At 61.0% G+C, this 24,000-nt stretch carries 21 protein-coding genes and 3 pseudogenes; 6 read left to right on the plus strand and 18 right to left on the minus strand.

Annotated features, from left to right (window positions below):
- Positions 1-21: 21 nt before the first annotated feature.
- From AC0WRY_RS38780 to AC0WRY_RS38795, 4 genes are all read right to left on the minus strand, one after another.
- The gene (locus AC0WRY_RS38780; protein WP_128929809.1) at positions 22-303 is read right to left on the minus strand and encodes a helix-turn-helix transcriptional regulator; all 282 of its coding nucleotides are present in this window, start codon (positions 301-303) and stop codon (positions 22-24) included.
- Between the two features lie 131 nt (positions 304-434).
- A complete protein-coding gene (locus AC0WRY_RS38785; protein WP_188637459.1) occupies positions 435-875 on the minus strand; it encodes a DUF2285 domain-containing protein in 441 nt (146 codons plus the stop codon).
- Positions 876-1,014: 139 nt separating this feature from the next.
- On the minus strand, positions 1,015-1,209 hold the full coding sequence (locus AC0WRY_RS38790) for a transcriptional regulator domain-containing protein (RefSeq protein WP_128929807.1): 195 nt from the start codon (positions 1,207-1,209) through the stop codon (positions 1,015-1,017).
- A gap of 165 nt (positions 1,210-1,374) precedes the next feature.
- Positions 1,375-1,647, minus strand: a complete 273-nt coding sequence (locus tag AC0WRY_RS38795; protein WP_128929806.1) for a DUF2285 domain-containing protein — start codon at positions 1,645-1,647, stop codon at positions 1,375-1,377.
- A gap of 143 nt (positions 1,648-1,790) precedes the next feature.
- Between AC0WRY_RS38795 and AC0WRY_RS38800 the strand changes: the two genes are divergently transcribed.
- Both AC0WRY_RS38800 and AC0WRY_RS38805 read left to right on the plus strand, forming a co-directional pair.
- On the plus strand, positions 1,791-2,039 hold the full coding sequence (locus tag AC0WRY_RS38800; protein WP_128929805.1) for a helix-turn-helix domain-containing protein: 249 nt from the start codon (positions 1,791-1,793) through the stop codon (positions 2,037-2,039).
- Between the two features lie 267 nt (positions 2,040-2,306).
- Complete coding sequence (locus tag AC0WRY_RS38805) at positions 2,307-2,588, plus strand: helix-turn-helix domain-containing protein (protein WP_128955107.1); 282 nt, start codon at positions 2,307-2,309, stop codon at positions 2,586-2,588.
- A 247-nt stretch (positions 2,589-2,835) separates the two neighbouring features.
- Here AC0WRY_RS38805 and AC0WRY_RS38810 read toward each other — a convergent pair whose 3' ends face one another.
- The gene (locus AC0WRY_RS38810; RefSeq protein ID WP_128929802.1) at positions 2,836-3,156 is read right to left on the minus strand and encodes a DUF736 domain-containing protein; all 321 of its coding nucleotides are present in this window, start codon (positions 3,154-3,156) and stop codon (positions 2,836-2,838) included.
- A 1,119-nt stretch (positions 3,157-4,275) separates the two neighbouring features.
- Here AC0WRY_RS38810 and AC0WRY_RS38815 point away from each other — a divergent pair.
- On the plus strand, positions 4,276-5,844 hold the full coding sequence (locus AC0WRY_RS38815; RefSeq protein WP_232995657.1) for an MFS transporter: 1,569 nt from the start codon (positions 4,276-4,278) through the stop codon (positions 5,842-5,844).
- Positions 5,845-5,965: 121 nt separating this feature from the next.
- On the opposite strand, the gene AC0WRY_RS38820 is transcribed toward AC0WRY_RS38815, so the two are convergent.
- The 3 genes and pseudogenes from AC0WRY_RS38820 to AC0WRY_RS38830 form a co-directional block, all read right to left on the minus strand.
- Entirely contained in the window at positions 5,966-6,286 is a 321-nt protein-coding gene (locus AC0WRY_RS38820) for a DUF736 domain-containing protein (protein ID WP_128929802.1), read from the minus strand.
- Between the two features lie 554 nt (positions 6,287-6,840).
- Positions 6,841-7,464 carry a hypothetical protein gene (locus AC0WRY_RS38825; RefSeq protein WP_313753974.1) on the minus strand — a complete coding sequence of 208 codons (624 nt, stop codon included), beginning with the start codon at positions 7,462-7,464 and terminating at the stop codon, positions 6,841-6,843.
- Positions 7,461-8,299, minus strand: a pseudogene (locus AC0WRY_RS38830) (DUF2493 domain-containing protein); the annotation flags it as partial. The gene AC0WRY_RS38825 and the pseudogene AC0WRY_RS38830, both read right to left, overlap by 4 nt.
- A 438-nt stretch (positions 8,300-8,737) precedes the next feature.
- Between AC0WRY_RS38830 and AC0WRY_RS38835 the strand changes: the two are divergent.
- Positions 8,738-9,595, plus strand: a complete 858-nt coding sequence (locus AC0WRY_RS38835; RefSeq protein ID WP_128929800.1) for a hypothetical protein — start codon at positions 8,738-8,740, stop codon at positions 9,593-9,595.
- A gap of 53 nt (positions 9,596-9,648) precedes the next feature.
- Positions 9,649-9,780, plus strand: coding sequence for a hypothetical protein (locus AC0WRY_RS38840; RefSeq protein ID WP_256438973.1), 132 nt, complete (start codon positions 9,649-9,651; stop codon positions 9,778-9,780).
- Positions 9,781-9,915: 135 nt separating this feature from the next.
- Here AC0WRY_RS38840 and AC0WRY_RS38845 read toward each other — a convergent pair.
- From AC0WRY_RS38845 to AC0WRY_RS38880, 8 genes and pseudogenes are all read right to left on the minus strand, one after another.
- Positions 9,916-10,265: pseudogene (locus AC0WRY_RS38845) on the minus strand (integrase core domain-containing protein).
- A complete protein-coding gene (locus tag AC0WRY_RS38850) occupies positions 10,162-10,407 on the minus strand; it encodes a hypothetical protein (RefSeq protein ID WP_371746376.1) in 246 nt (81 codons plus the stop codon). Before AC0WRY_RS38850 ends, AC0WRY_RS38845 begins: the two are co-directional and overlap by 104 nt.
- Positions 10,408-10,455: 48 nt before the next feature.
- Positions 10,456-10,785: a hypothetical protein gene (locus AC0WRY_RS38855; protein WP_371746377.1), complete on the minus strand. Its 330-nt coding sequence runs from the start codon at positions 10,783-10,785 to the stop codon at positions 10,456-10,458.
- A 317-nt stretch (positions 10,786-11,102) separates the two neighbouring features.
- Complete coding sequence (gene gltB, locus AC0WRY_RS38860) at positions 11,103-15,824, minus strand: glutamate synthase large subunit (protein WP_128955105.1); 4,722 nt, start codon at positions 15,822-15,824, stop codon at positions 11,103-11,105.
- A gap of 133 nt (positions 15,825-15,957) precedes the next feature.
- Positions 15,958-16,329, minus strand: coding sequence for a nickel-dependent hydrogenase large subunit (locus AC0WRY_RS38865; RefSeq protein ID WP_232995620.1), 372 nt, complete (start codon positions 16,327-16,329; stop codon positions 15,958-15,960).
- 75 nt (positions 16,330-16,404) lie between these two features.
- On the minus strand, positions 16,405-16,650 hold the full coding sequence (locus tag AC0WRY_RS38870) for a hypothetical protein (RefSeq protein WP_237874327.1): 246 nt from the start codon (positions 16,648-16,650) through the stop codon (positions 16,405-16,407).
- A gap of 1,090 nt (positions 16,651-17,740) precedes the next feature.
- Positions 17,741-18,079 carry a P-II family nitrogen regulator gene (gene glnK / locus AC0WRY_RS38875; protein ID WP_128929799.1) on the minus strand — a complete coding sequence of 113 codons (339 nt, stop codon included), beginning with the start codon at positions 18,077-18,079 and terminating at the stop codon, positions 17,741-17,743.
- A 133-nt stretch (positions 18,080-18,212) separates the two neighbouring features.
- The gene (locus AC0WRY_RS38880; RefSeq protein ID WP_128929798.1) at positions 18,213-18,377 is read right to left on the minus strand and encodes a Trm112 family protein; all 165 of its coding nucleotides are present in this window, start codon (positions 18,375-18,377) and stop codon (positions 18,213-18,215) included.
- A gap of 38 nt (positions 18,378-18,415) precedes the next feature.
- Here AC0WRY_RS38880 and AC0WRY_RS38885 point away from each other — a divergent pair.
- Positions 18,416-18,766 (plus strand): annotated as a pseudogene (locus AC0WRY_RS38885) (transposase); the annotation flags it as partial.
- 590 nt (positions 18,767-19,356) lie between these two features.
- On the opposite strand, the gene AC0WRY_RS38890 reads toward AC0WRY_RS38885, so the two are convergent.
- Together AC0WRY_RS38890 and AC0WRY_RS38895 are read right to left on the minus strand one after the other, a co-directional pair.
- The gene (locus AC0WRY_RS38890) at positions 19,357-20,544 is read right to left on the minus strand and encodes an RHE_PE00001 family protein (protein WP_128929796.1); all 1,188 of its coding nucleotides are present in this window, start codon (positions 20,542-20,544) and stop codon (positions 19,357-19,359) included.
- Between the two features lie 1,083 nt (positions 20,545-21,627).
- Positions 21,628-22,830: an integrase core domain-containing protein gene (locus AC0WRY_RS38895; protein WP_128929795.1), complete on the minus strand. Its 1,203-nt coding sequence runs from the start codon at positions 22,828-22,830 to the stop codon at positions 21,628-21,630.
- Between the last annotated feature and the right edge of the window lie 1,170 nt (positions 22,831-24,000).

Consider the following 24,000-nt stretch of genomic DNA (forward strand, 5'->3'; position numbering starts at 1 on the left):
TGATTGCCTTCAGAGCGACCATCAGCGGTGTTCCTGGCCGGCATAACGACGTAGTTGCGAATGCTTTTTGGCCGGCAGCACCGTGTCTTTGCCAGGGTCAGAAGTGGACGTTTTGGCGCCGAGATCGGCCCACGCTTTCAGGTCGTCCAAGGCGTAGACGACGCGGCCGCCGATCTTCCGGTAGGTCGGCCCGGTACCGTAAGTGCGATGTTTTTCCAGCGTGCGGCCAGACAGGCCGAGGTAGCGTGCAGCCTCGGGAGTGCGCAGGAAACGCGGAGGAAGTCCGGCGGTCGGATCGGGCATTTGAGAGCTCCAAGATGGCGGCGCACCACCCATGAGGGCGCCGGCGTGGGTGTGGTCATCTTGGAGAAGCAGGGCTTCGGAGGGGGATGCCGAAGATCGGGGGTGCATGTTTCGACACCCCCGCGATGAGGCTATTTGTTCCTGCGCCCGGAGCGCAGAAGCCTGCAATAGCCGCCCCGCATCAAGGAGAAGCCGTCGTGTACCAGACGGATGATGAGGCTACGGGAATCGTGGGTCTTCCAGGCTTGCTTTGGGACGCTTTTCTTTCCAAGCAGTGCCAACGCGATCACACGATAGCTGCTACCGGCATGACGTGCGTCGAGCGCACGCGCGACTTGCCTTAGGCGATCCCGGCGCTGTTTGGAAAGTTCGTGGAAAGCGGGGCCTGCCGCGCGTCCGTTGAGCGCGCGCCACAATCTGCGAGCTGCATGCGCTCGCGGCGGCAAGTTCTCATCGAAGGGAAGTTTGGCGGCATAGCGATGACCAATGGAAGGTTCATCCTTCAACCAGACACGGTGGTTCACGGTCCCGATGCGCAGCACGGCGTGCCACCCATCAGCGGCGCGACGCATTTCGGCCGTCGAGACGTTGAATAGAGGTAGATCTGGCGCACTCGGGTCAGCGCCTGACGTCGTTACCGCAACCGGGACGACATCCGGCAGCGCCTCGGGCGCCCAAAAGATTGTCTGTTGATCAAAGGACCGCTGCGGGTCATGGGCGAAAGCAGATGCCCCACTTCCTCCTGAATTCCTCGGTGACTTCACCCGTCGGGCTCTTGGCGATCACAGCCTGGTAGTCACGTTGGTATTCAGGATTGCGACGCACGAACTCCCAAGCGATATCAGTGGGGTCAGCATTATTCAGGTAGTCGTAGGAGTCCGGGGAGCGCCAATCGACTTGGGCCATAACATCCGCCTCATTGCAAAGAGCTAACAACGATGACGGCGCAATAGCTGCGAACAGGCCTTTGGGAAAAGATGCCAGCTTGTCACCACGTGGTGCACGTGAGTCACCACGCCCGAGTGCCGAGAAAAAGGTGTCGTCAGAACCAAAGCCGTCTAGAAAACTATTCTAGGTTGATCTAGGTCCGCGCAACAGACGTCCCTGTTCGGTCAACCACTTCGCGCGCTGAACATGTGTCTGGTATGCAGTACGCGCACGCTCCGGCTCGCGATCGGAGTCGATGTGCAACACGATCCGAGCGACCTCGGACCAATCGGCCCCCTCGCTCTCCGCCTGCAGAAGGCGCATGTAGGTTACGACATGCTGTTCGTCGTAGGAGGTCATGGCGTCCCCAGCGGGAGGGGCATCGGCCACTTCGGGATTTAAGTTGAACTTGGTCATGGGCTGACAACAAACATCGAATAATTGCAAGGTTCCTGGACGCGCGATTGACGAGCGGTCTCATTTTAGTCGTATTCCGGGGTCGGTGCAGATACATACTATAGGAGATAAACCTCATAGTATGTAAGACGCAACTTGCGCGAATGGACATGCGCAAGTTGGTCGGCCGGAATTTCGCAAAGCTGCGGAAGCAAAAGCGCTTTACGCAGGAGAAGTTCGCCGACCTGTCCGGCTTTACTCAACAATACATCAGCGACTTGGAACGCGGCCGCCGCAATCCAACCGTCGTAAGCCTGTTCCAGCTCGCCAGTGCGTTGGGCGTCACTCCGGTTGATCTCATCGCGCCGGACGAGGAGGCGCGAAACGAAGGAAAACTGGCCAAGCGGAAGTAACTGTTTCCGAAAAAGCCAAAGCACCTGCCCCAAGTGAGGGTAGGACGCTTCCCACAGGTGCGACGATGGTTCGGACAGCACTGTTCGCACGTCGACGGCTCCAACGGCCTACAAAAGTCTTACCGTTTCAGCTGCGCCAGCAACCTCCTTGGGAGACACGGGATGTTCTGGTGATGGCGTGCTGAACGGTCTCTCTATCGAGAGCCTACTTAAATAGTCGGGCCATATCCAGTGGTTTAATGGGCCACCAAATGGCTGCCTGCGCAAATGAAAGCTCGCGCACTCGTAGCCTGGAATATACGCCGGATACGCGTCGATCGCGGTATTCCGCAGGAGCAATTGGCTTATGACGCGGGAATAGATCGTTCGTATATGAGTGGTCTTGAGCGGAAGTTGGAAAATCCTACGATTGATTTGCTTGACCGGTTGGCTGACACCCTCGGTGTCCAACTCAACGAGTTATTCCTTCCATTACCAAAGGGCGCTACGATCCATAAAACATTGCCTAAAGGGCGCAAATCGACCCGACTTGACCGCAAGAAGAAATAACACCCTCTGTTTCGACAATCGCGGGATATACGCCTACGTCGCTTGTGTAACGCGTGGGCCGTCTTTGGAGCGAGATGGCCCTGATCGTAACAGGCCGGTGCGAAGGGGTTTGCCGATCTCAGTGGCGCCGACCTGTGGCTAGTGCTGAATCCATCGCAAAATTAAGATTCGCATTCCGAGCCCATGGAATTCGCGCCGATGTGCGGAAAGCCCGCCCGGCGAACCGGGCGGGGCTTGGCGGAGGATCTCACTCGCCGTTCTTGCGCGGCCGGGACCAGAGCAGGTTGTAGCCCTCGCCACCTTCGTCGTCGAACAGGCTCGCGTAGATCGGCGCGTTGAAGGAGGGATCGTCAAGCTTGATCGAGAGGTAGTCGCGGCCCTCTTCGGAGCGCTTCGACCAGGCTGCGCCGATCTCGGCCCGACCCACATAGATGCGGTGGCTGGGCGCGTTCTCGTTGGAGCGGTTGGTCTCGGCGACGATGCGGACGCCCCTAGCCTGCAAGCTCAGCGTGACGATCTCGCCCTGGAAATCATTGCCGACCTTCTTGAAAGTTCCGATATTAGCCATCTTGCTTCTCCGTTGTGTTTCGAGCCCGCGACCACCGCGGCCTCGATGGCGATCTCAAGGGCGAGGACGATCGGCGACGCACCCGCTCGCGGGCTGAAGCGCAGCGGAGGACGCCGTTGAAGAGACTTTCTTGTCTCGCGAGGAATGGGCGTGAGCCCAGGGGAAGAAAGTCGCAGCAACGGCGTTGCGGCTCAGCCGATCGAGGCGCAGCCGGTCTTCGGCCAGATCGAGCCATCAAAGAGGCCTCGTGCGTCCGCGTGCTGAACCTCAAACCCGGGGAGAAGCTTGGCGAATTTCGGTTCCTCTGCACAAGAGGTCGGAACGGTTCGGGAAGGAAGAGAAACAATCTGCGGGAATGGGCGGCATCGTCCCCGCAAAGCCGGTCAAGCGGTGCGCTTCGTCCCGGCGCCGGAGCTATGTGGGGCGAGACGTGATAATCGGTGCTGCTTGTTCGTAGCACTTCATAGGCAAGCCGTTAAGCTGCTCACACGACATCATGCCTCGTCGGCTACCAATCTTAGAAATCTGTATGACGATGAGGAACGTCCTAACGGTCCGGCTTTGCGCATCGCGGCCGCAATAACTGGGTGAGTCGGTAGTTCACCGCCTCGGCCGTCCAGTCGAGTACGTCTATCCTAGCAGCGTCATCCATGTGAACGCTGCCTCACCGTTGCAGATTAAGGCCATTCAGGTGATGACCCAGGCCAGTGCTGCGTGCACGTACCGCAGGACATCTGCGAGAACTGATCAGTACGGCCCCCGGACGCCGAGAACCAGATATCGCGGCCCTCAGCTCATCGTCGAGCCACTGCACATGTCAGATATGTTTTATCCCGCCTCACGGGCATTTGTTCTCGGTGCGGCAATCCGGCGCGAAGTAGGACTTCGTCACTGCAATTCTTCGGCGGGCATGGGTATAATGTGTGATTCTAAGGGATCGGTAGGACCGCGAAAAGGTCCGCCGAAAGGCAGACCTTCGTGTGTCCAGATAATTCGCTTCGCTCATTGAACGGCCCTGTCCTGGCTCCGGGCAAGCCGAAAGAGCGGTCGACGACCGAGGAAGCTGAGCCAACCTCGCCTGACCTTGAAGCTCGCCTCCACTCTGCCAAGGCCGATCGCATTACCGCCCCTCTGCGGCACCGCACGTTCCGCCGCATCTGGACCGCCAGCCTGGTGTCAAATCTCGGTAGTTTGGTACAGGGAGTCGGGGTGGCCTGGGCTATGACCGAAATGTCATCGTCAGCGGACAAGGTCGCGCTGGTCCAAACCGCTCTCGGATTGCCGGTGATGCTCATTGCGATTCCGGCCGGCGCAATTGCTGACCTGCATGACCGGCGCATCGTGGCATTGATTTCACTCGGTATTGCACTGACCGCCAGCGCTACGCTGGCGGTACTCGCTTTGCTGGGATTGCTTACGCCGGACCTCTTGCTTGGTCTCTGCTTTGCAGCAGGCTGTGGCACCGCGATGTTGGGACCCGCGTGGCAGGCGGCAGTGGGCGAGCAAGTGCCTCCACAAGCCCTGCCCGCCGCAGTTGCGTTGAATGGCATCAGCTACAACATCGCGCGGAGCGTAGGTCCGGCAGTCGGGGGTATCATTGTGGCCTCCGCCGGGACCGTAGCCGCGTTCACATTCAACACGATCTCGTTCGTGCCACTTATCGCCGCGCTCTATCTATGGAAGCGCGCAAGTGAGCGGTCGCGTCTCCCACCGGAACGGCTCGGCCATGCCATCCTGTTGGGCGTCCGGTACATCACGAACTCGCCACCTATTATGATCGTGTTGGTCCGAACGATCATATTCGGGTTGGTCAGCGGAGCTATCCTGGCGCTGTTGCCAGTGGTCGTACGTGATCGCCTTCTCGGTGGCGCGCCAACTTACGGCGTGATGCTGGGCGCCTTTGGCCTGGGAGCCATTTTGGGAGCGATCAATATCTCGCTGGTGCGCGAGCGCTTAAGTAGCGAAGCCGCCATGAGATGCTGCACGCTGTCCATGGCAGCGGGTATTGCAACTCTGGCACTAAGCCACAATCCGTTGATGGCTGCGTTCGGATTGGTTCTGGCTGGTACAGGGTGGACGTTGTCTTGGACGCTCTTGAACATCGGCGTACAGCTTTCTGCACCCCGCTGGGTTGCCGCGAGGTCTCTGGCGGCGTACCAGGCCGCCGCATCCGGCGGTCTTGCCATAGGCAGCTGGGGGTGGGGACATCTCACCGACATCGCCGGCGTTGAAACAGCGCTGCTTGTCGCAGCCTCGCTGATGCTGGCATCTCCTCTGGTCGGCCTACGATTGCGGATGCCTTCTGTTGGTGAGGGTGCCGAAGAGGGAAGCCTCCTCGAAGATCCGCAGGTGCGGTTGCCGGTCAGGGGGCGCGACGGACCTGTGGTGATCGAGATCGAATATCGGGTGGAGCAGAAAAACGCTCCGGACTTTCGGGAGGCCATGCAAGAGCTTCGGCTCGTCAGGCAGCGCAATGGCGCCTACGGTTGGTCGATCGCACAAAACATGGCAGACCCAGAAGCGTGGATCGAGCGCTATCACTTCCACACCTGGCACGACTACCTGCGCCAGCGCAACCGCTCCACCATGGCCGAGCAAGCTCTGGAAGGCGCTGTGATAAAAGACTACCACGTTGGTCCCGGCAAAGTGCGTGTCCGCCGCACGATCGAGGGTTTTGCTCGGGGATAGCTTGACGCCCGCAGTTGCGGACAACCGGCGGATGCGACCGCAGTGTCGCGTATTAGCGAGATGCTTCTCCGATGGAGATATTACCCCGCCCGGCGAACCGGGCGGGGCTTGGCGGAGGATCTCACTCGCCGTTCTTGCGCGGCCGGGACCAGAGCAGGTTGTAGCCCTCGCCACCTTCGTCGTCGAACAGGCTCGCGTAGATCGGCGCGTTGAAGGAGGGATCGTCAAGCTTGATCGAGAGGTAGTCGCGGCCCTCTTCGGAGCGCTTCGACCAGGCTGCGCCGATCTCGGCCCGACCCACATAGATGCGGTGGCTGGGCGCGTTCTCGTTGGAGCGGTTGGTCTCGGCGACGATGCGGACGCCCCTAGCCTGCAAGCTCAGCGTGACGATCTCGCCCTGGAAATCATTGCCGACCTTCTTGAAAGTTCCGATATTAGCCATCTTGCTTCTCCGTTGTGTTTCGAGCCCGCGACCACCGCGGCCTCGATGGCGATCTCAAGGGCGAGGACGATCGGCGACGCACCCGCTCGCGGGCTGAAGCGCAGCGGAGGACGCCGTTGAAGAGACTTTCTTGTCTCGCGAGGAATGGGCGTGAGCCCAGGGGAAGAAAGTCGCAGCAACGGCGTTGCGGCTCAGCCGATCGAGGCGCAGCCGGTCTTCGGCCAGATCGAGCCATCAAAGAGGCCTCGTGCGTCCGCGTGCTGAACCTCAAACCCGGGGAGAAGCTTGGCGAATTTCGGTTCCTCTGCACAAGAGGTCGGAACGGTTCGGGAAGGAAGAGAAACAATCTGCGGGAATGGGCGGCATCGTCCCGGCAAAGCGGTCAAGCGGTGCGGCGGGTCCAGCCGTGGCAGCTATGTGTGCCGGATCGGAAATCTCCAGCACGTGTTCGAAGGTTTCTGAGAGGACCGTCCGCCTCCTCTGCTCTGGTGAGCATCATCCATCGTCGAGGGTGCTTATTCTGCGACCTGTTCGACGACAAAAGCGCGGAAAGTTCATCCCTCGTTTGCCGCGGCCGTGAGAACGGGGCGGGACGGCTCTCCGCCCGTCCTTTCCGGCTCGATCGGGCGGGTCTTCGAGATGAGCGTCAAGCGCGTGAATGTTGACGAGCCGATGCAAACCGCGCCCAGCCATGCGAAGACCTCGCGCCAAGCCAGCGACGGCGCTCCGATCTGTGAGAGCGCGAACACCACGTGATAGCCGGCAACGGCCGCGGGAACGACGAACACGGCCGCAATTGCAAGTCGCAGGGCCACGTGGCGGCTAAGGGTAATGGCCAGCTGGCCGGCTGCGAGTGTGAGCACAGCGCAAACTGTGCCGACGAGCAGTGCGCCGACAATGCCCGCACCGCTGTTGAACGCCATCAATCCGATATTGATCGCAACAAAAAGCGCAGCGCATAGACCGCTAGCACAACGATCAGCCAGCAAATAGGCCGATACCAGCAATATTGAGAAGAAGCCCGAGGGCGAGCATGGTGGTGGCTCCAAGGCACGCGTGTGAGCGCTCGCGCCTTCCACCACCACCGCAGCCCAGCCGCCGACGTATAAACAAAACGAGGCGGAGTTACGGCGGGTGCGGCCTCGCCACTCGTCGGTTGACGGCAAGACGGCGCTCACGCGCCGCCAAACTTCCAGACCGGAATGCCAAGCCGCTTTGCCTTATCGGCAAGGTTGTCCTGAATGCCCGTGCCGGGGAAATGCAGGACGCCGATCGGCAGCAGTTCGAGCATCGCGTCATTGCGCTTGAAGGGCGCTGCCTTGGCGTGTTTGGTCCAATCCGGTTTGAATGCGATCTGTGGCACTTGCTGGTTGCCCATTTGGAGCCGATCAGCTCGGCGCCTTTCGGTGAAGCGCTGTGCAGCAGAACCATGTCGGGATGCTTGGCGTGCACCTTGTCGAGCCGATCCCAGACGAGGCTATAGTCGTTGAAGTCGAGCCCACCGGTCAGGGCGATCTTCGGACCCGGCGGCACCATGATCTCGGTTTCCGAGCGGCGCTTGGCTGCGATGAAGTCGCGGGAATCGATTATCGCCGCGGTGAGCGTGCGATGGCTGACCAGTGATCCCGACCGTGGGCGCCAAGCAGACCCCGTGTGGACTTCGAAGCGCTCGATCGCCTGGTCGCGGAAGAGTTCGAGACAGTTGCGGCGCTCGATCAGCGAGATGCCCTCGGCGGTTAGGCGCTCAAGCTCGACCGAGCGCACTTCCGAGCCGTTCTGCTCGCGCTGGCTCTTCTGCTGCGCCTGTTCGTTGACGTCGAGCTGGCGCTCGATGCGTTCGACGGCGCGATGGAACAGGTTGACCGTCGGCCAGAGGAGATCATCGAGGTCGGGCTCCAGCCGGGTATCGCTCAATGACGCAACCAGCGCGTCAAACATGTCTGCAACAGCGCCGGTAATGATCCTGGTCTCCGGTAGCGGCCTTGGATCGGGCTGATCGTCGAAGGGACGGTATAGGCGCGACTCAGCCTCTCATTCATGCCATATCGCGCGATCTCCGCCTCGACCCTGGGGATTAGAATCAGATCGTCGTGAGTGTCGGGGATGAGCGATATTGACTGGAAATGCATAAGAACTCTCTGCGGGTTGTTCGGCGACTGATTTCAGTATCAGACGACCATTTCCCGACCGTTTTCATCATTCACGAGTTGATACACGACCGCTACAGACGATCAATGACCAGCCCTGGTAGGAATGTCCCGCAGCCAATGAGGTCCCGTCGTGCGGGCCCATTCTGGGCTACCAACTTCGGCAGGTTGATGCTTGCATTGGATTGGCATCTTGTTTCGCAGCTGCCAGCTGCCGGCGGTACTGTGCAAGCGCGCGGGCGCGATGTTTTGTAGTCGCATAGTTGGCGCAAACAATGGCACTCAGATTTGCCGTGAGGCCCTCATGCGGACAATCGTACTGGACGATCGCGGCCACGCTTGGGACGCATGTTCTTCAGCTCTGCGTAAATGTTTTCTACACTACCCAGTGACCGAATTCGATTTCCTGAGTTATCTCATCAATAATATGGGTTTCGTGACAGTTGCTCTGTTCCGCCCCGGGTCGGCACAGATACGAATCCGGTTTGAGACTGCCACCCCAGTCAGCGTTGCTGCGGCGATCAATCTTGTCAGCGACCTTGGGGTGGAGCGAATGGTCATTTCAAATTCGGTAGACCTCGCCGACAAGTTGTTTTCAACTCGTTCGCAAGCGGTCACATATATAAATCAGCGGCTAGGCGAGCCTTGCCAGCGAGCGGCGACAAACATTCGATACAGGCAGATGCCGATTGAGACTTTGGTAGGCTGCCAAGGTCCACTATCCATGCTTTTGTCCTACTGGGACTGTTCGGACCGAACCGCCGATCTGACAGCTCTGAAGAAGGCGTTGTGCTCCCCAGCCGCGGTCAGGTTCGCCGCAATTGAGGCCGTGGCTGGTCGCCTCACCATTATCGATCTCGGAGCCGGCTTCGAAATCTTCAGCAAGACCTGGCGGGAGAATGCGCCCGGCATTCCGGTTGATGAACAACCGGATTATGAATATGGGCGATGGGTGCATCGTATGTACGAGTCCGTCCTAGAAACGCACCAACCTCGCCTAGATGAGGTCGATGCCAAGATTCTTCGCCCCCATTTGAACGACAAAGTTCAGCTGTCGTACCAACGCCTGATTGTTCCTTTCAAATACGGAAGGCGAGGAGTCACTCGTCTGATCGGCGCGTCGCTAGTGAGACAATCAATCAAACTCTCCAGCGAGTCGTAGGTGACGTGCCCATTAGGCCGCCTCACATCAGGAGGTCCGCCGGGAGTCGACCAGTGATGATCATCGATGCAGTTAAACAGCTGTCAGACCTGATGAAGCAGCCCATTCATATCAAGTCTCCCCGCAACTGTTTGGTGATCACATGCCAACAGCGCGCGATTCAGCAGTTCTTACCTTCGGCTTGAGCCATAACAGCCTGGAAATCCGCAAGCATCTCGTGGCTCGGCATCCAAACGAGACGCATCGCAGTACCCCGAGCGGCGGGGCGATAAGTTGATCCTGGACAGATCAATCCTTGTATAATCGGCATGACCTGCCACTCATCCGGCAGCGGTTAGAGGCTCAGGGTTTTGTACGCTGAGCGGCGCGTGTGTAGCAGCGGACGATCGGCGGAGCTGGTCGGGTTTGCGTAACCGGTCGTCCTTGCGGTGAGTTGGACGGCATAGGCCGCTGGGTGAGGTATTTAGCGACGAGTGAGGGCGCCGGATATCGTAGTCAGCGACCCAGCGGACGATCTTGGCGCGGGTGTCGTCAAGATCGAAAACGGGGTCTTGTTCAGGAGTTCGTCACGCATCGAGCCGTTGGAGCTTTCGATGAAGCCGTTCTGCATCGGCTTTTTGGGCGCAATGAAGTACCAGTCGATGATTGTGTCCTTTGCACCAGGCAGCATGGCATTGGAGGTGAAACTCGGTGCCATGGTCGGACACGATCATCCGTAGCTTGCCCCGTCGCTCGACGAACGTCAGCTCGCGGGCGACGCGCTGGCCCGAGACCGACGTATCCGGAACAGCCCCCCGGCACTTTTTGGTCACGTCATCGACGATGTTGAGAATGCGGAAGTGCCGTCCATGCCGAACTGGTCATGAACGAAGTCCAGCGACCAGCGTGCATTGGGCCTGGCCTGCACCAGAATCGGGGCCGGGTCCCCACGGCCTTGCGGCGAGCTCACCGCTTGCGGACGCGAGTGCTTCTTCCCGATAATGCCGGTAGATCCGGCTGATCCCCCATGGCTCTGCTTCCCGTCGTAAGAGGACGAACACCCGGCGGTAGCCGAACGACCGCCGCCGCCCGGTGGCGAGATCGCGCAACCGGCCGCGCAGCTCCGCATCCAGCGGGCGGCTGGACTGATAGCGGATCATCTTCCGGTCCGCGCTGATGATTGAGCAGGCGCTCCGCACCGACAGGCTCATGACAGCCTGCAGACGGCAGCGCGCGTGGCGGGGGGGCCCCCTCCCCTTCTTTGAAAGGAGCTCGCGAAGGGCAGCCGCATCGAATCTGCTCGGCCAGAAGCTTCTTCAGCTTCGCATTCTCCTCCTCCAGCGTCTTCAGTCGCTTGACCTCGATCCGCCGCCAAGAAACACGGTCCGTCTGGCGAGGCCTAACACGCCTCAATGTTGCATCGCGATCAGTTTGATTTGGTAATTAAAGCTGTCGGCGACGGCCTTGTGTATTTACGAGGCGGTCTTCGCGCCCCACTCACCATGAGATCGTTTTCTTACGCCCCGATTTAGATTTTCGGCTCGGCGTCCGCGTTGGCGGCCAGTTCGCGCAGCGCGCGCCGGTACTCGACCGGCATCACCTTGCGGAATTTAGGCAGCCATTCCTTCCAGTTGGCAAGGATATCGGCGGCGCGCTTGGAGCCGGTCGCCTTGGCGTGGCGCGAGATCAGGACGTGAAGCCGCTCGACGTCGGAGTCGAGCAGGTTCTTGAAGACGTCGACCCGGCCATGCGCCTCGAGGTCACCGGAGTGGTTGTAGGTGCCGGCGTTGATCAGCTCTTCCGACAGCACCGGCTCGAGCTCGACCATCGACAGATTGCACAGCTTGTCGAAGTCACCGGTCTCGTCCAGCACATAGGCGATGCCGCCGGACATGCCGGCCGCGAAGTTGCGCCCGGTCTTGCCGAGCACGACCACGATGCCGCCGGTCATGTATTCGCAGCAATGGTCGCCCGCGCCCTCGACCACCGCCACCGCGCCGGAATTGCGCACGGCAAAGCGTTCGCCGGCGATGCCGCGGAAGTAGCACTCGCCCTGAATGGCGCCGTACATCACGGTGTTGCCGACGATGATGCTCTCTTCCGGCACGATGCCGCTGTTGGCCGGCGGCCTGACGATGATCTTGCCGCCCGAGAGCCCCTTGCCGACATAGTCGTTGGCTTCACCTTCGAGCTCGAAGGTGACGCCCTGCGCCAGCCACGCGCCGAAGGCCTGGCCGGCAGTGCCCTTGAGGCCGACATGGATGGTGTCGTGCGGCAGCCCGGCATGGCCGTAGATCTTGGCGACCACGCCCGACAACATCGCGCCGGCAGAGCGGTTGGTGCTGTTGATCTTGGCCTCGATCTTCACCGGCGCGCCGCGGTCGAGCGCAGGCGTCGCCTTCTCGATCAGCGTGCGGTCGAGCACAGCCTCCAGATGATGGTTCTGGCGCTCGGAGTGATAGATCTTCTGGCCCTTCTCTTCCTTCTGCTTGACGAACAGCTTGGAGAAGTCGAGGCCCTTGGCCTTCCAGTGCGCGACCAGCCTGGTCTGGTCGAGCAGCTGAACCTGGCCGACCATCTCGTTGAAGGTGCGGAAGCCGAGCGAGGCCATGATCTCGCGCACTTCCTCGGCGACGAAGAAGAAGTAGTTGATGACGTGCTCGGGCTGGCCGGTGAAGCGCTTGCGCAGGACGGGGTCCTGGGTCGCGACGCCGACCGGGCAGGTGTTGAGATGGCACTTGCGCATCATGATGCAGCCGGCCGCGATCAAGGGCGCGGTGGCGAAGCCGAACTCGTCGGCCCCGAGCAGCGCACCGATCACGACGTCACGTCCGGTGCGGAAGCCGCCGTCGACCTGGACCACGATGCGGCTGCGCAGCCGCTCGCGGACCAGCGTCTGATGGGTCTCGGCAAGGCCGATCTCCCACGGCGAGCCGGCGTGCTTGATCGAGGTCAGCGGCGAAGCGCCGGTGCCGCCCTCGAAGCCCGCGATGGTGACATGGTCGGCGCGCGCCTTGGCGACGCCCGCGGCGACCGTGCCGACGCCGATCTCGGAGACCAGCTTGACCGAGACGTCGCCCGTCGGGTTGACGTTCTTGAGGTCGTAGATGAGCTGCGCCAGATCCTCGATCGAGTAGATGTCGTGGTGCGGCGGCGGCGAGATCAGGCCGACGCCCGGCGTCGAGTGCCGGACCTTGGCGATGGTGGCGTCGACCTTGTGGCCGGGCAGCTGGCCGCCTTCGCCGGGCTTGGCACCCTGCGCCATCTTGATCTGCATCATGTCGGAGTTGACGAGATACTCCGTGGTGACGCCGAAGCGGCCCGAGGCGACCTGCTTGATCGCCGAGCGCATGGAATCGCCGTTCGGCATCGGCTTGAAGCGGTCGGCTTCCTCGCCGCCTTCACCGGTGTTCGACTTGCCGCCGATCCGGTTCATGGCGATCGCGAGCGTGGTGTGCGCCTCGCGCGAGATCGAGCCGAAGCTCATCGCGCCGGTGGCGAAACGTCTGACGATGTCCTTGGCCGGCTCGACCTGGTCGAGCGGCACCGGCTTGCGCTTTTCTTCCTCCGCGTTCTTGATCCGGAACAGGCCGCGCAGCGTCAGCAGACGCTCCGACTGTTCGTTGAGGATCTTGGCGAAGGCGCGATAGCGCTCCAGCGAATTGCCGCGCGCGGCATGCTGCAGCAGGCCGACCGACTCGGCGGTCCAGGCATGGTCCTCGCCGCGGCTGCGATAGGCATATTCGCCGCCGACATCGAGCGCGGTCTTGTAGACCTGAGCCTCGCCGAACGCGTCGGCATGGCGGCGCACCGCCTCTTCCGCGATCTCGCCAAGACCGACACCCTCGACGCGGGTATGCGTGCCGGCAAAGAACTTGCCGACGAAATCCGCCTTGAGGCCGACCGCGTCGAAGATCTGCGCGCCGCAATAGGACTGGTAGGTCGAGATGCCCATCTTGGACATCACCTTGAGCAGCCCCTTGCCGATCGACTTGATGTAGCGCTTGACGATCTCGTAGTCGTCGAGCGAGCCGGGCAGGCGGTCCTTCATCGCGATGATGGTTTCGAACGCGAGGTAAGGATTGATCGCTTCGGCGCCGTAGCCGGCAAGGCAAGCGAAGTGGTGCACTTCGCGCGGCTCGCCGGATTCGACGACGAGGCCAACCGAGGTGCGCAGGCCCGTGCGGATCAAATGATGATGCACGGAGGCGCAGGCCAGCAGCGAGGGGATCGGCACCCGGTCGGTGCCGACCATGCGGTCGGACAGGATGATGATGTTGACACCTTCGCGCACGGCGACTTCCGCGCGTGCGCAGAGCTCGTCCAGCACCTGGTCCATACCCGCCGCACCGAGGCCGGCGTGGAACGTGGTGTCCAGCGTGCGCGGCTTGAAGTGCGACTCGGCCACTTCCGGGATCGAGCGGATCTTTTCCAGGTCCGCATCGGTCAGGATCGGCTGACGGACTTCGAGGCGCTTGGTGGTGGCCATGCCCTGCAGGTCGAACAGGTTCGGCAGTGGCCCGATGATCGAGACGAGGCTCATCACCAGCTCCTCGCGGATGGGGTCGATCGGCGGATTGGTGACCTGGGCGAAGTTCTGCTTGAAATAGGTGAACAGCGGCTTGGCCTTGTCCGACAGCGCCGAGATCGGCGTGTCGTTGCCCATCGAGCCCGCGGCTTCCTCCCCCGTGGCCGCCATCGGCGTCATCAGGATCGCGATGTCTTCCTGGCTGTAGCCGAACGCCTGCTGGCGATCGAGCAGCGAGAGGTTGGATCGCACGCCCGTGGTCGGCACCTTCGGCAGGTCTTCCAGCACGATCTGGGTCCGCTCCAGCCACTCCTTGTAGGGATGGCTCTTGGCGAGCTCGGCCTTGATCTCGTCGTCGGGAATCAGGCGGCCCTGTTCGAGGTCGACCAGCAGCATCTTGCCGGGCTGCAGGCGCCACTTGGTGATGATCTGGTCCTCGGGGATGGTCAGCACGCCCATTTCGGACGCCATCACGATGCGGTCGTCCTTGGTCACGAGATAGCGCGCCGGCCGCAATCCGTTGCGGTCGAGCGTGGCGCCGATCTGGCGGCCGTCGGTGAAGGCGATCGCGGCCGGGCCGTCCCACGGCTCCATCAGCGCGGCGTGATATTCGTAGAAGGCGCGGCGCTTCTCATCCATCAGCGGATTGCCGGCCCACGCCTCCGGAATCATCATCATGACGGCGTGCGGCAGCGAGTAGCCGCCCTGCACCAGGAATTCCAGCGCGTTGTCGAAGCAGGCGGTGTCCGACTGTCCCTCGTAGGAGATCGGCCAGAGCCGGCTGATGTCCTTGCCGTACAGCTCGGAGCTCACCGAAGCCTGGCGCGCCGCCATCCAGTTGGTGTTGCCGCGCAACGTGTTGATCTCGCCGTTATGCGCGATCATGCGATAGGGGTGCGCCAGCGACCAGGCCGGGAAGGTGTTGGTCGAGAAGCGCTGATGCACCAGCGCCAGCGCGCTCTCGAAATCCTTCTCGTGCAGATCAGGGTAGTACTTGCCGAGCTGGTCGGCGAGGAACATGCCCTTGTAGATCACGGTGCGGCAGGACATCGAGCAGGGGTAATAGCCGGCGAGGCCGCGGTCGCGGCGCTGGTAGATCGCCTGCGAGATCGACTTGCGCAGGATGTAGAGCCGGCGCTCGAACTCGTCCTCGGTCTTGGCAACGCCATTGCGGCCGATGAACACCTGCATGCAGGCAGGCTCGGTCGGCTTCACGGTGACGCCGAGCGAGGAATTGTCGGTCGGCACGTCGCGCCAGCCGAGCAGGGTCAGGCCCTCCGCCTTGATCTGGTCGGCGATGATGCTCTTGATGACGTTGCGCCAGGCGGTGTCGCGCGGCATGAACAGCGCGCCGATGGCGTATTCACCCGGCGCGGGTAGCTCGAACTTGTTCTCCTTGGCCTTGCGGCTGAAGAAGGCGTGCGGGATCTGCACCAGGATGCCGGCGCCGTCACCGGCGCGCGGGTCGGCGCCGACGGCGCCGCGATGCTCGAGATTGCAGAGGATGCTCAGCGCATCCGAGACGATCTCATGCGACTTCTGGCCCTTGATGTTGGCGATGAAGCCGACGCCACAGGAATCCTTCTCCAGGCTCGGATCGTACAGGCCTTCGGCTTTGGGGCGGGAATTGTGTTCCTGAATCGGATCGGTCGTTTTCGAGGCGACCGTCGCCGACAGCTCTTCTGCCACGATGTTTCCGCGCTCGAATTGCGACCCGTTCATTGTATTCCTCTTTCGACATTGGGTGCACTCCAACTAGCCAGTTCGCATGCGGGTTCTTGCCGCCGTAACAGCACGTGGAGTTTGTCGACGTCCTTCTAGAGATCGAGCGCCTGCAGGCAATGTGCCACCGCCATTAGGTTCGCCTACGGCGAAAGCTTGTACGCTGGGTGCCTCGAAAATGCGCTCTTGAATGGATCGAGTTTCTTTGTTTGCACGAGCCTGGTGAGCCTGGTGAGCAGTAACGCGACGAATGAGATCGATTGCGCAAGTGCTGAGGCCGCCTTGGCGTCAGCCTCGACTGCGAAGACCGCGCCGACCGAAGCCAGCCCAATCCAGAGCATGCACGTGACAAAAAATGCACGAGATAGTCATGCATAGTTGCATGATGTAACAGGTTTAAACTGGGAATCTCCCGGATGACGATGCCAAGCGGTTCACTACTGCGCGCAGGTGCCGGCGCGTGCGTGCCGGTACAGACCCAGCAAATTCGCTCGGTGAACGCCAAGGCATCGCGCGCCCAATACCACGCCGCATCGTCTCGTTGAGACCGCGTTGCGGATCACATTATCGGAATCGACATTCACCTCGATAAGCAGGTGAATTCGATCCTGGTCAGCGGATCGACAAGATCGCCCTCGCTGGAGTTACCGAGCGTGAATCGGTTGGGCGTCTGAATGCCCATCATTGTACTCTCTGAGTTCGACTGAATTCGTGGGCGGCGCTTCCGCGCTTGCTCGTAAGGCATTTCAGCCCCATCACATGCCGCATGGACGAACGTCGCCATGGTGTTCTCAATACCGAATTGCTGCGCACTCTGGTCGAGCAAGCGTTAGGTGGTTTCCCCTTGCAGCCATTTTGTAGAGGCAATAGCCCTTGCTAGCCTGCTCGTCGTCCATTCTCGGCCAACCGGCCGGCATCGAAATGCCCGCGACGTTAGCACTTGTCTGGATGCGGTGGATTGTCTTGAGCCGCGAGGTACTTGGCCCTTACATTTGGCCCGCATTTGCCGGAAAGATTGCCTCGGGTTGGCCTCCAGCGGCCGCCATGATAGCCCGTCGCGCCGAGCGAGATCATCGACAGCCCCGCTTCCTTAAGCGGCGGTTTGCGATGATCCGCATAAAGCTCTCCAGGCAGCAAGTGCACTTGAGCCCGTGCATACAGATTACGCAGATGCGCAGCTTGGTCTTAAGAGCTCAGGCAGTACGGCGGCTACGAGCTGTCAAAGCCCGAGGCTCGCTGCAGCGGGACGGCATAAGTTGTGAAAACTTCGCCGCGTGATGCTCTGGCGCCTGGACTGAATGTCGAAACGCGCCGACGTTGTTCGAAGGACTTTGCAAGAAGTTGACCATCGTAGCTTGGCACTCTCCTCTACATGCATGCCCGGGAGCTCGCGAGGGTACAATCTCATGGTCGAAGCATTCTTCTCCCGCGCCTCATTGTCGCGGGAAGCGGTCAGATGTGGCGCTCATCACGAGAATGCCCAACGCTCAAAAACATCATCGCCGACCGCCACACGGCCGCCCCGTTTCCGTCGGAACGCAAACGCGCCTACTGTCTGGAACGTGCCAAACTGTTGGCGAACGCGACGGTACCTTTAGTGACACGGTCCGCAATGCGGCGCATAGGCGATCTGCTGAACAGCACGACGTGCTGCTCAGCAATCGGCCCGAGTTCCTCCGCCGCATTGAAGGAATGCTCCCGACGCGATGCTTCCGGTTCCGAGAAAGCGATCGAGGGCCAGCTCTAGCGAGTGCGGCGCCGGTTTGCGCGATCGGACTACAGCGACCCGAGCCGCTGTCGATAGGCCGCGGTGCATCTCGCGAAAAACACGGTTCCGATCCGGAAGAACTGCGCGCGAACTGGCACGGCACCACACCGAAGCTCGGGTTATCGAAAGGTAGATCCAGGCCGCGAAATCAAAGGGCCGCGGCGTCGGTCTCTCCGGTGCGGATGCGGACCGCGTGGACGAGATTGATGACGAAGATCTTGCCGTCGCCGATCTGCCCGGTTTTCGCAGCGGACGTGATGGCCTCGATGGTCTTGTCGACCTGATCAGAAGCGACAGCGACCTCGATCTTGATCTTGGGCAGGAAGTTCACGGCATATTCGGCGCCGCGATAGATTTCCGTATGGCCCTTCTGACGGCCATATCCCTTGACTTCTGTCACCGTGAGACCGTGAACACCAATGTCGGTCAGGGCGTCACGGACGTCTTCCAGCTTGAATGGCTTGATAATTGCCATAACCATTTTCATGGGTTCTATCCCCGCTTGGGCCCGGCCCGGAAGTGGCCGGGCGTTTCTCGACTTGTTCGCCACGACGGTAAAGTTTCACTACCCGAGCACCCAGGCTCTTGAGATCAAATCCCGTGCCAGATCGCCGCTTTGCCTAACGGATTATGAAAACGGGCGGGTCAGCGAACTTGCGCGATCGCGAGATCAGCTCCTGCTTGGCCGAGCCAAATTCCAGCGGGTCCTTAGTCAGCGGGCAGACGAGGATCTGCAGCAATTTTTGATCGAACACTATTTCAGGGCGTTCGGCGGACGCTGACATCGGCGTCTCCGGCATTGCCTCTAACAACGCCCCGGCGCATGCCGGCAAAAAAGTGGACGCCGCGTCGTCTCAGCGTTCATTGCTACTGCGTTTGCCCAGACGATGCGGAGACAGAAAAGGCGCAATGGTGCAAGGTCGCCGACCAGCTCCGCCAAAATTGCCCAAGCTTGCGCGCTTGCTGGCGAGGCTTGGACCGATGTGCTGGCCTATGTGACCTTCTCGCCGCAGCCCCGGACCAAGCAGCACTCCACCACCCAATCGAGGACCTTAACGACGAGATTAAGCGGTGCACCGAGGTGGTCGGCATCTTCCTGAACGAAGACGCCATCGTACGCCTGATCGGCGCGATCCCGCTCGAGCAAAATAATGATGAATGGGCCGTCCAACGCGGCTGTTGCATGACTCTGTAAACCGCTGCCAATGAATGATGCAGCCTTCAGCCTTCAGCCCTCCGGCAATCGCCAGCTGATCTGCCCGGCTCCTGCCTACGATCGCGGTGATCGCCGCCAGCGACACCACGCAACGGGATACGATTGCCGCGGTCGGGATACCCTGTCATTCTCGTAGCGCCGGAGCCCAAGGAAAGGATGCAGATGATACATGGGCCTTAGCCCCATCGACAAGCCCACCACCCGCTATCGTTTTCGCCTGTGGGTGGTCACGAGCATCGAGTCCCCTGTCCGTTCGCGGCAGGCTGAGCTTAGGAGAGCCGCCGAGCTCAAGCGCCGCAACGGCATGGGCAGCAGGACTTTAGGCCGTTCCAAGGTCACGAGAACGAAGCCTGCGGCAGATCGGCCGTTTGTCCATCTCTCTTGTTGAGTCCGAGTCATGGAGGAGGGGATCAATCGGTGCGGAGGCCCGCTTGGGCGCAAGCTGTATTTTTCAAGAGTCTCGGGAATTCTCGATGGCGGGGTTGATCCTGCGGGCATTAGGAACCGGCAGATTGGTCGTCTGCTGGCACTCGGGTAGGTTATCTTTTTTAGAGAACACCCCAGGCTCGGTAACGCCCTCGTCCAGTGGTCTCGCGCAGACCAAGCTCATTTACGAGACTCAATGCTGCACGCGGTGTGATATCCAGCTCTTCTGCGATCATGCCGGCAGAAACGACTGGCCGGCTGAAGACGTAATCGATAAGCGCCGGCAATTTCGACGTCGATCGATGGCCGGCCACCCTTCGAAGCATCAGAGTGCGTTCGTTCAGCCACCTGTCGTGCGTCTTCAGGCCAATCTCACCAGCGGCCGTGATGGCCTCAAGCTCCGCGACGAGACGGGTTGCAAGGTCGCGCGAGCGGCGTCGCTCACGCGGGATCGTCTTCAGCCCCTCATGCAGGCAAGCCAGGTGTGAGCGTGCTTTTCTCCGATGACCTAGCAGCGCAGACGTAAGCAGCTGGCCAAGCCAGGGTCGGTGCTGAAGGGGCTCGAGACTGCGCCAGCTGTCCGCGGCAATGGCCGCCGCGAGCGTCGGAGGCAGGCTCCTGCTTTGCTGAAGGCCGCGTCTCCAGACGGCAAGACGCTTTTCTTCGTCCCAATCGGGGTCGTAGACCAGTGGATCCCGCTCGGTCATTCGACGGAGATCGCTGGTTAAGATCTGGTCGGTCTTGGCGATCGCGGCGTCGATTTCTGCGAAAGCCTGCGCGAGTCCGTCATTGCTCTGAGTTACAGAAGAGTAGTCGTGGGTTCTCGGCACATGGCTGTCCTGCTCCGCCTCATGATGCGTAGTTCCGATGTTCGGCGGTTCGCAGTCCTCCTCTTCTATTCCATTTGTGCCGGCTAACCCGCGCAGATCGGTGATCCCGACGGACGAGAGAGCCCAGTCGGGGCCCTCGCGGTGAATGCGCCGGCGGGCGCGGAGTACATCGCGAGCTCGGCTCAGCTCGTGAGTTGGCGCACGAACATCCATGCCAGCGTCATGAAGAACGAGATCTTCGAGGTGGACGAGTTCGCCTTCCAGCCATAGAGTGGCGCATGCGTCGGTGAAGTGCGTCCGACTAATCCAACCGTCTCGGATTGGGCTTTTCGCAAGGCGCTCATCTAGACGGGCTAAAGCATCTTCCGCGGCTGCGAGCGGAAGTGCAATCGCCGACCAGGGCAACGGTTCTGGTATTTTGTAGCTACTAGACAACGCCTTGATAACTTTGATGAGAATCGGCGACACGGAAGCTATCATGTCGCTAATTTCCGTCATAGCGACATAGCTTCAACTGCTATGATGAGCGTGCAAGCGTTAGTGCCGATCGGTCTTTAAACCGATGTCGGAGTCCTAGCCTCTATTCTCCTTCCTCGGCCGTCCGCCTGTAGAGCTGTAGAGCAACCCGGTTGGCATCATTACTACCGGCGGGGGCAGTTGCTGGGCGGCTCATCTACAAGCGGCGATGGCCCCCCACTGGGCCCCGCATGAGTCTGGCGCATGATTAGGCAGTCTGTAGCGGCGGTGCGAAGGTCATATCGAGAACTACCCCTCGCGGAGATAGCAGCCAGATTTGGCGAGTAGGCGTGGCAACGGTCGTCTTGAAGAGTTCAGTTCCGACCAGCTAACGGCGTATCGGCGGATGGTCAAAGAACGGTTACGAGACTTCTTCAAGAAGGGTTCGAACGATTAGCCAACCGTAGTTCGATTTGGAGCTTCGCGGGCCTTCACTCGCTCTGGCCAGTCGTGAGAACGCCTGTATCAAAGGCCTAGATTGAGCTAGGCTGTGTTGTCAGCTGACAACGTTTTGCTGCGAAGTGTTGGTGTCGGATTCACCATTAAAATGCATTAACCATGTTTCGCCGGACGCGCGGGCTACAAGTGCTCGAATGGGCGACCCGTCGGAATTCTGCAGATCACCTAGGAGGTGTTGTCAGCTGACAACGCCGACTCGCCTGCTTTCTCATCGCGCCTCTTTTGCCCTCCCCCACATCGCACAAGATGTTGTCAGCTGACAACAGTACGGGGGCCGACCGCAGACTACGAGACAAAGGCTCTTGAGCCGGTTCCGAGCGGGGATCGTCTCGAGCGGGATGGATCCATCCGAGCGGTAAATTGCCGGATCAACAATGTAGTTTCCTCAAGCGCCTTACCCGACCAGTCCATCTGTGTCGGTTTGGGGTGCAGTCTAGTCCCCGCTGGGACTGTCGAGGCTCGACCAAAAGTTGGAGGCCCCTTCGGGGGCAGTGGCGTGGTATGCGAGTACTTCAATCGCGCGGGTTGCATGGTCCACCGGGTTGATTCCTGACATTTTGGACCGGGCTGATGCCTGACAATATTCGATCATTGTTCTCCTGTCTGCGGCGTTTCCTGCGCGATGCGGAGCCGCGCGCGCGGCGGAGCAAAGCGCAGGAAACGCCGCTCGCAATTGATCAGCCCGAGATCGCGACCGCAGAAGCGCACGAGGTGGCCGCTAGTGTCGTGCTCACAGAGGCCGACGAGCTCACCTGCGAGCGCCTCGCCAACGAAAACGTGCTCGCCGCGCCATTTGATATCGCCGGTGGGACGCACCCGGCGAACCTCGTGATCGGCGTCGTACCAAGGGTCATCGAGACGGCGTGGCAAGGTGCGCGAGGGCGACTGCCAGAGTTTGACGGGCGGCATCTGGTCGAGCGCCTCATGTGGCCGCTCCTGGTTGAAGTGGTGGCGGAAGGCATCGAAGCGGCGTTGCTGCTCGGCGACCGTTGCCGCGGGCGGCTTCGTGGTCTGGGCCTTCAGCGTGCGGTGCATGCGCTCGTGCCGGCCGTTGTCCTGCGGGCTCGCCGGGGGGATGTAGCGCGGTTCGATACCGAGCTTGAGCCACCATACCGAGAGCGCCGAAAGGCCGCCCGCCCCCGTCGATCCAAACGGTGCACCATTGTCGGAGCGGATCGCGGCGGGAAGGCCGATGTCCTTGAAAACACGTTCCAGGGCGCTCCTGACGCCCGCCCCCGTCGGATCGACGATGCGCACTTCGATAAGATAGCGGCTCGCCGCATCGGTGATGGTCAGCGGATCGCAGCGGTTGCCGTCGCGGGTTCGGAACCAGCCCTTGAAGTCGATCGCCCATTCTTCGTTGGGTGCGCTTGCCGGCGCCGCCACCTCGCCTTGCGCAATCGCCCGGCGTCGGCGCCGACGCGCCTCGACCAGGCCCTCACGCTTCAGGATGTCGCCGATCGTCGAGGCTGCCGGCCAGTCGACCTCCGGCCGCTCATGCTCAAGCCATGCCTTGATCTTCTTCGGGCCGAAATGCGGAAACCGCTGCCGCGTCGCGACGATGCGATCGGCCAGCCGCCCCGCCGTCGCATGCGGGCAACTCGCCGCCGCGTGGCTGCGCTCCTCGAACCAGCGCCGCTCCCCGCTCTCCCGACGCCGCTTCCAGACGTAGAACGTCTCTCGGCTGACGCCGTGCCGCGCGCACAGCTCCGTCACCGAAAATGCCCCCGTCTCGTACTCTCGAAACAACGCGACACGCTCCTCCACAGGACTGCTCTCCCTGAAAGGCATCGCCTGATCCTCCTTCGAATCAGACGAGCCTTGCCTGTCAGGAATCAACCCGGTCTAATCTGTCAGCACTCAGCCCGGTCTGTACCCATCCAGCCCCCCGCCCGGCATGCAAGCAGCGGGTGGCGCATTCCTCGCTCGTGCCGCACCATTGCCCGCTTGATGGATTGGACAGCGCAACGCGAACGCTAGCGCCATTCGCCGTCTCCAGGCGTCATCCGTTTCCCTTGCCGCTAGTTGTCCCGCATGTTGTCAGCTGACAACAGTGCCGTGGCAACCGTGGAGCGTGGGGTCCGTTCACCTGCCGCTCGTTTCGCTAGGCTCAGAAGCCCCGAGCGACCAAGGAGGAGTCCGGGGTGGCCCAGGTAGCCCTGAACCAACGGCGAGCATCAGAAAACCCGCCAACTAATTCACCGCTCGGACCTCTTCCGGAGTTAAGGCGGTGAGGAGGTCATCCGTGGTCATGGCGGGTGGTTTGGCCTCGGGCCGCGTGCGGACGGTACCATGTTATAGCGGGTCCTAGGCGCGTGGCCGCTCGCGTAGCGAAGCCTGCAATGCGCTCGGTCTTTCCCGTTTCTTTGTGGCCGGGCCTAGTGACCGCCATTCTCTCCCTTGGCGAAGGCTTGGCGCGATAACAAAGCCGTTGTCGCTCATGCCGGATGTTGAGGCCGCAAAAGTAGGTGATGACATCGTGTTGAGAAAGGCACCGCACCTTTCCTCGTCACGGCGGATTTGGGAAAAAGCCAGGCACGAAGCTTCGCGTCGCGACGCGGATGAACTCATGGTTGGCGCCGCGGCTGTCCCCTTTTGGGAATCATGAGTGATGCGATAGCCGGTACTGAGAATCTGGCGAAGCCTCTAACGTCGGTACGGAAGCCCCGCCGGGCTGAGCGGCGCTCCGGCCCGCCAGTTCCAGATCCGTATGCGGCTTAATCCAAAGCGGGGCAGGATGCGGCCAACGCCGGCCGGTGACACCTTGATCGCTGGCGCTGCCGCGCACAATGCCTCGACGGCTAAGGTGGCTGTGGGTGGCGGGGGGTCGGCGATGAATGGGTCTGGAGGAGCGAGCGCGCAAAGTTAATCCTTTCATTCTTGCGCCGACTCGGGAATCGTGTTGAGTCTGCAGACGGTAATCCGCCGTCTGAGCTGCAAAAACCGTTTTGGATTGGAAAG

Source organism: Bradyrhizobium sp. T-12 (assembly GCF_058314695.1).

Excerpts from the sequence above, each read along its gene's own strand:
- AC0WRY_RS38780 (WP_128929809.1), bottom strand. The coding sequence starts at position 303 with ATGCCCGATCCGACCGCCGGACTTCCTCCGCGTTTCCTGCGCACTCCC.
- AC0WRY_RS38785 (WP_188637459.1), bottom strand. The coding sequence starts at position 875 with ATGCGTCGCGCCGCTGATGGGTGGCACGCCGTGCTGCGCATCGGGACC.
- AC0WRY_RS38790 (WP_128929807.1), bottom strand. The coding sequence starts at position 1,209 with ATGGCCCAAGTCGATTGGCGCTCCCCGGACTCCTACGACTACCTGAAT.
- AC0WRY_RS38795 (WP_128929806.1), bottom strand. The coding sequence starts at position 1,647 with ATGACCAAGTTCAACTTAAATCCCGAAGTGGCCGATGCCCCTCCCGCT.
- AC0WRY_RS38800 (WP_128929805.1), top strand. The coding sequence starts at position 1,791 with ATGGACATGCGCAAGTTGGTCGGCCGGAATTTCGCAAAGCTGCGGAAG.
- AC0WRY_RS38805 (WP_128955107.1), top strand. The coding sequence starts at position 2,307 with ATGAAAGCTCGCGCACTCGTAGCCTGGAATATACGCCGGATACGCGTC.
- AC0WRY_RS38810 (WP_128929802.1), bottom strand. The coding sequence starts at position 3,156 with ATGGCTAATATCGGAACTTTCAAGAAGGTCGGCAATGATTTCCAGGGC.
- AC0WRY_RS38820 (WP_128929802.1), bottom strand. The coding sequence starts at position 6,286 with ATGGCTAATATCGGAACTTTCAAGAAGGTCGGCAATGATTTCCAGGGC.
- AC0WRY_RS38835 (WP_128929800.1), top strand. The coding sequence starts at position 8,738 with ATGCGGACAATCGTACTGGACGATCGCGGCCACGCTTGGGACGCATGT.
- AC0WRY_RS38855 (WP_371746377.1), bottom strand. The coding sequence starts at position 10,785 with ATGAGCCTGTCGGTGCGGAGCGCCTGCTCAATCATCAGCGCGGACCGG.
- gltB (WP_128955105.1), bottom strand. The coding sequence starts at position 15,824 with ATGAACGGGTCGCAATTCGAGCGCGGAAACATCGTGGCAGAAGAGCTG.
- glnK (WP_128929799.1), bottom strand. The coding sequence starts at position 18,079 with ATGAAAATGGTTATGGCAATTATCAAGCCATTCAAGCTGGAAGACGTC.
- AC0WRY_RS38880 (WP_128929798.1), bottom strand. The coding sequence starts at position 18,377 with ATGTCAGCGTCCGCCGAACGCCCTGAAATAGTGTTCGATCAAAAATTG.
- AC0WRY_RS38890 (WP_128929796.1), bottom strand. The coding sequence starts at position 20,544 with ATGATAGCTTCCGTGTCGCCGATTCTCATCAAAGTTATCAAGGCGTTG.
- AC0WRY_RS38895 (WP_128929795.1), bottom strand. The coding sequence starts at position 22,830 with ATGCCTTTCAGGGAGAGCAGTCCTGTGGAGGAGCGTGTCGCGTTGTTT.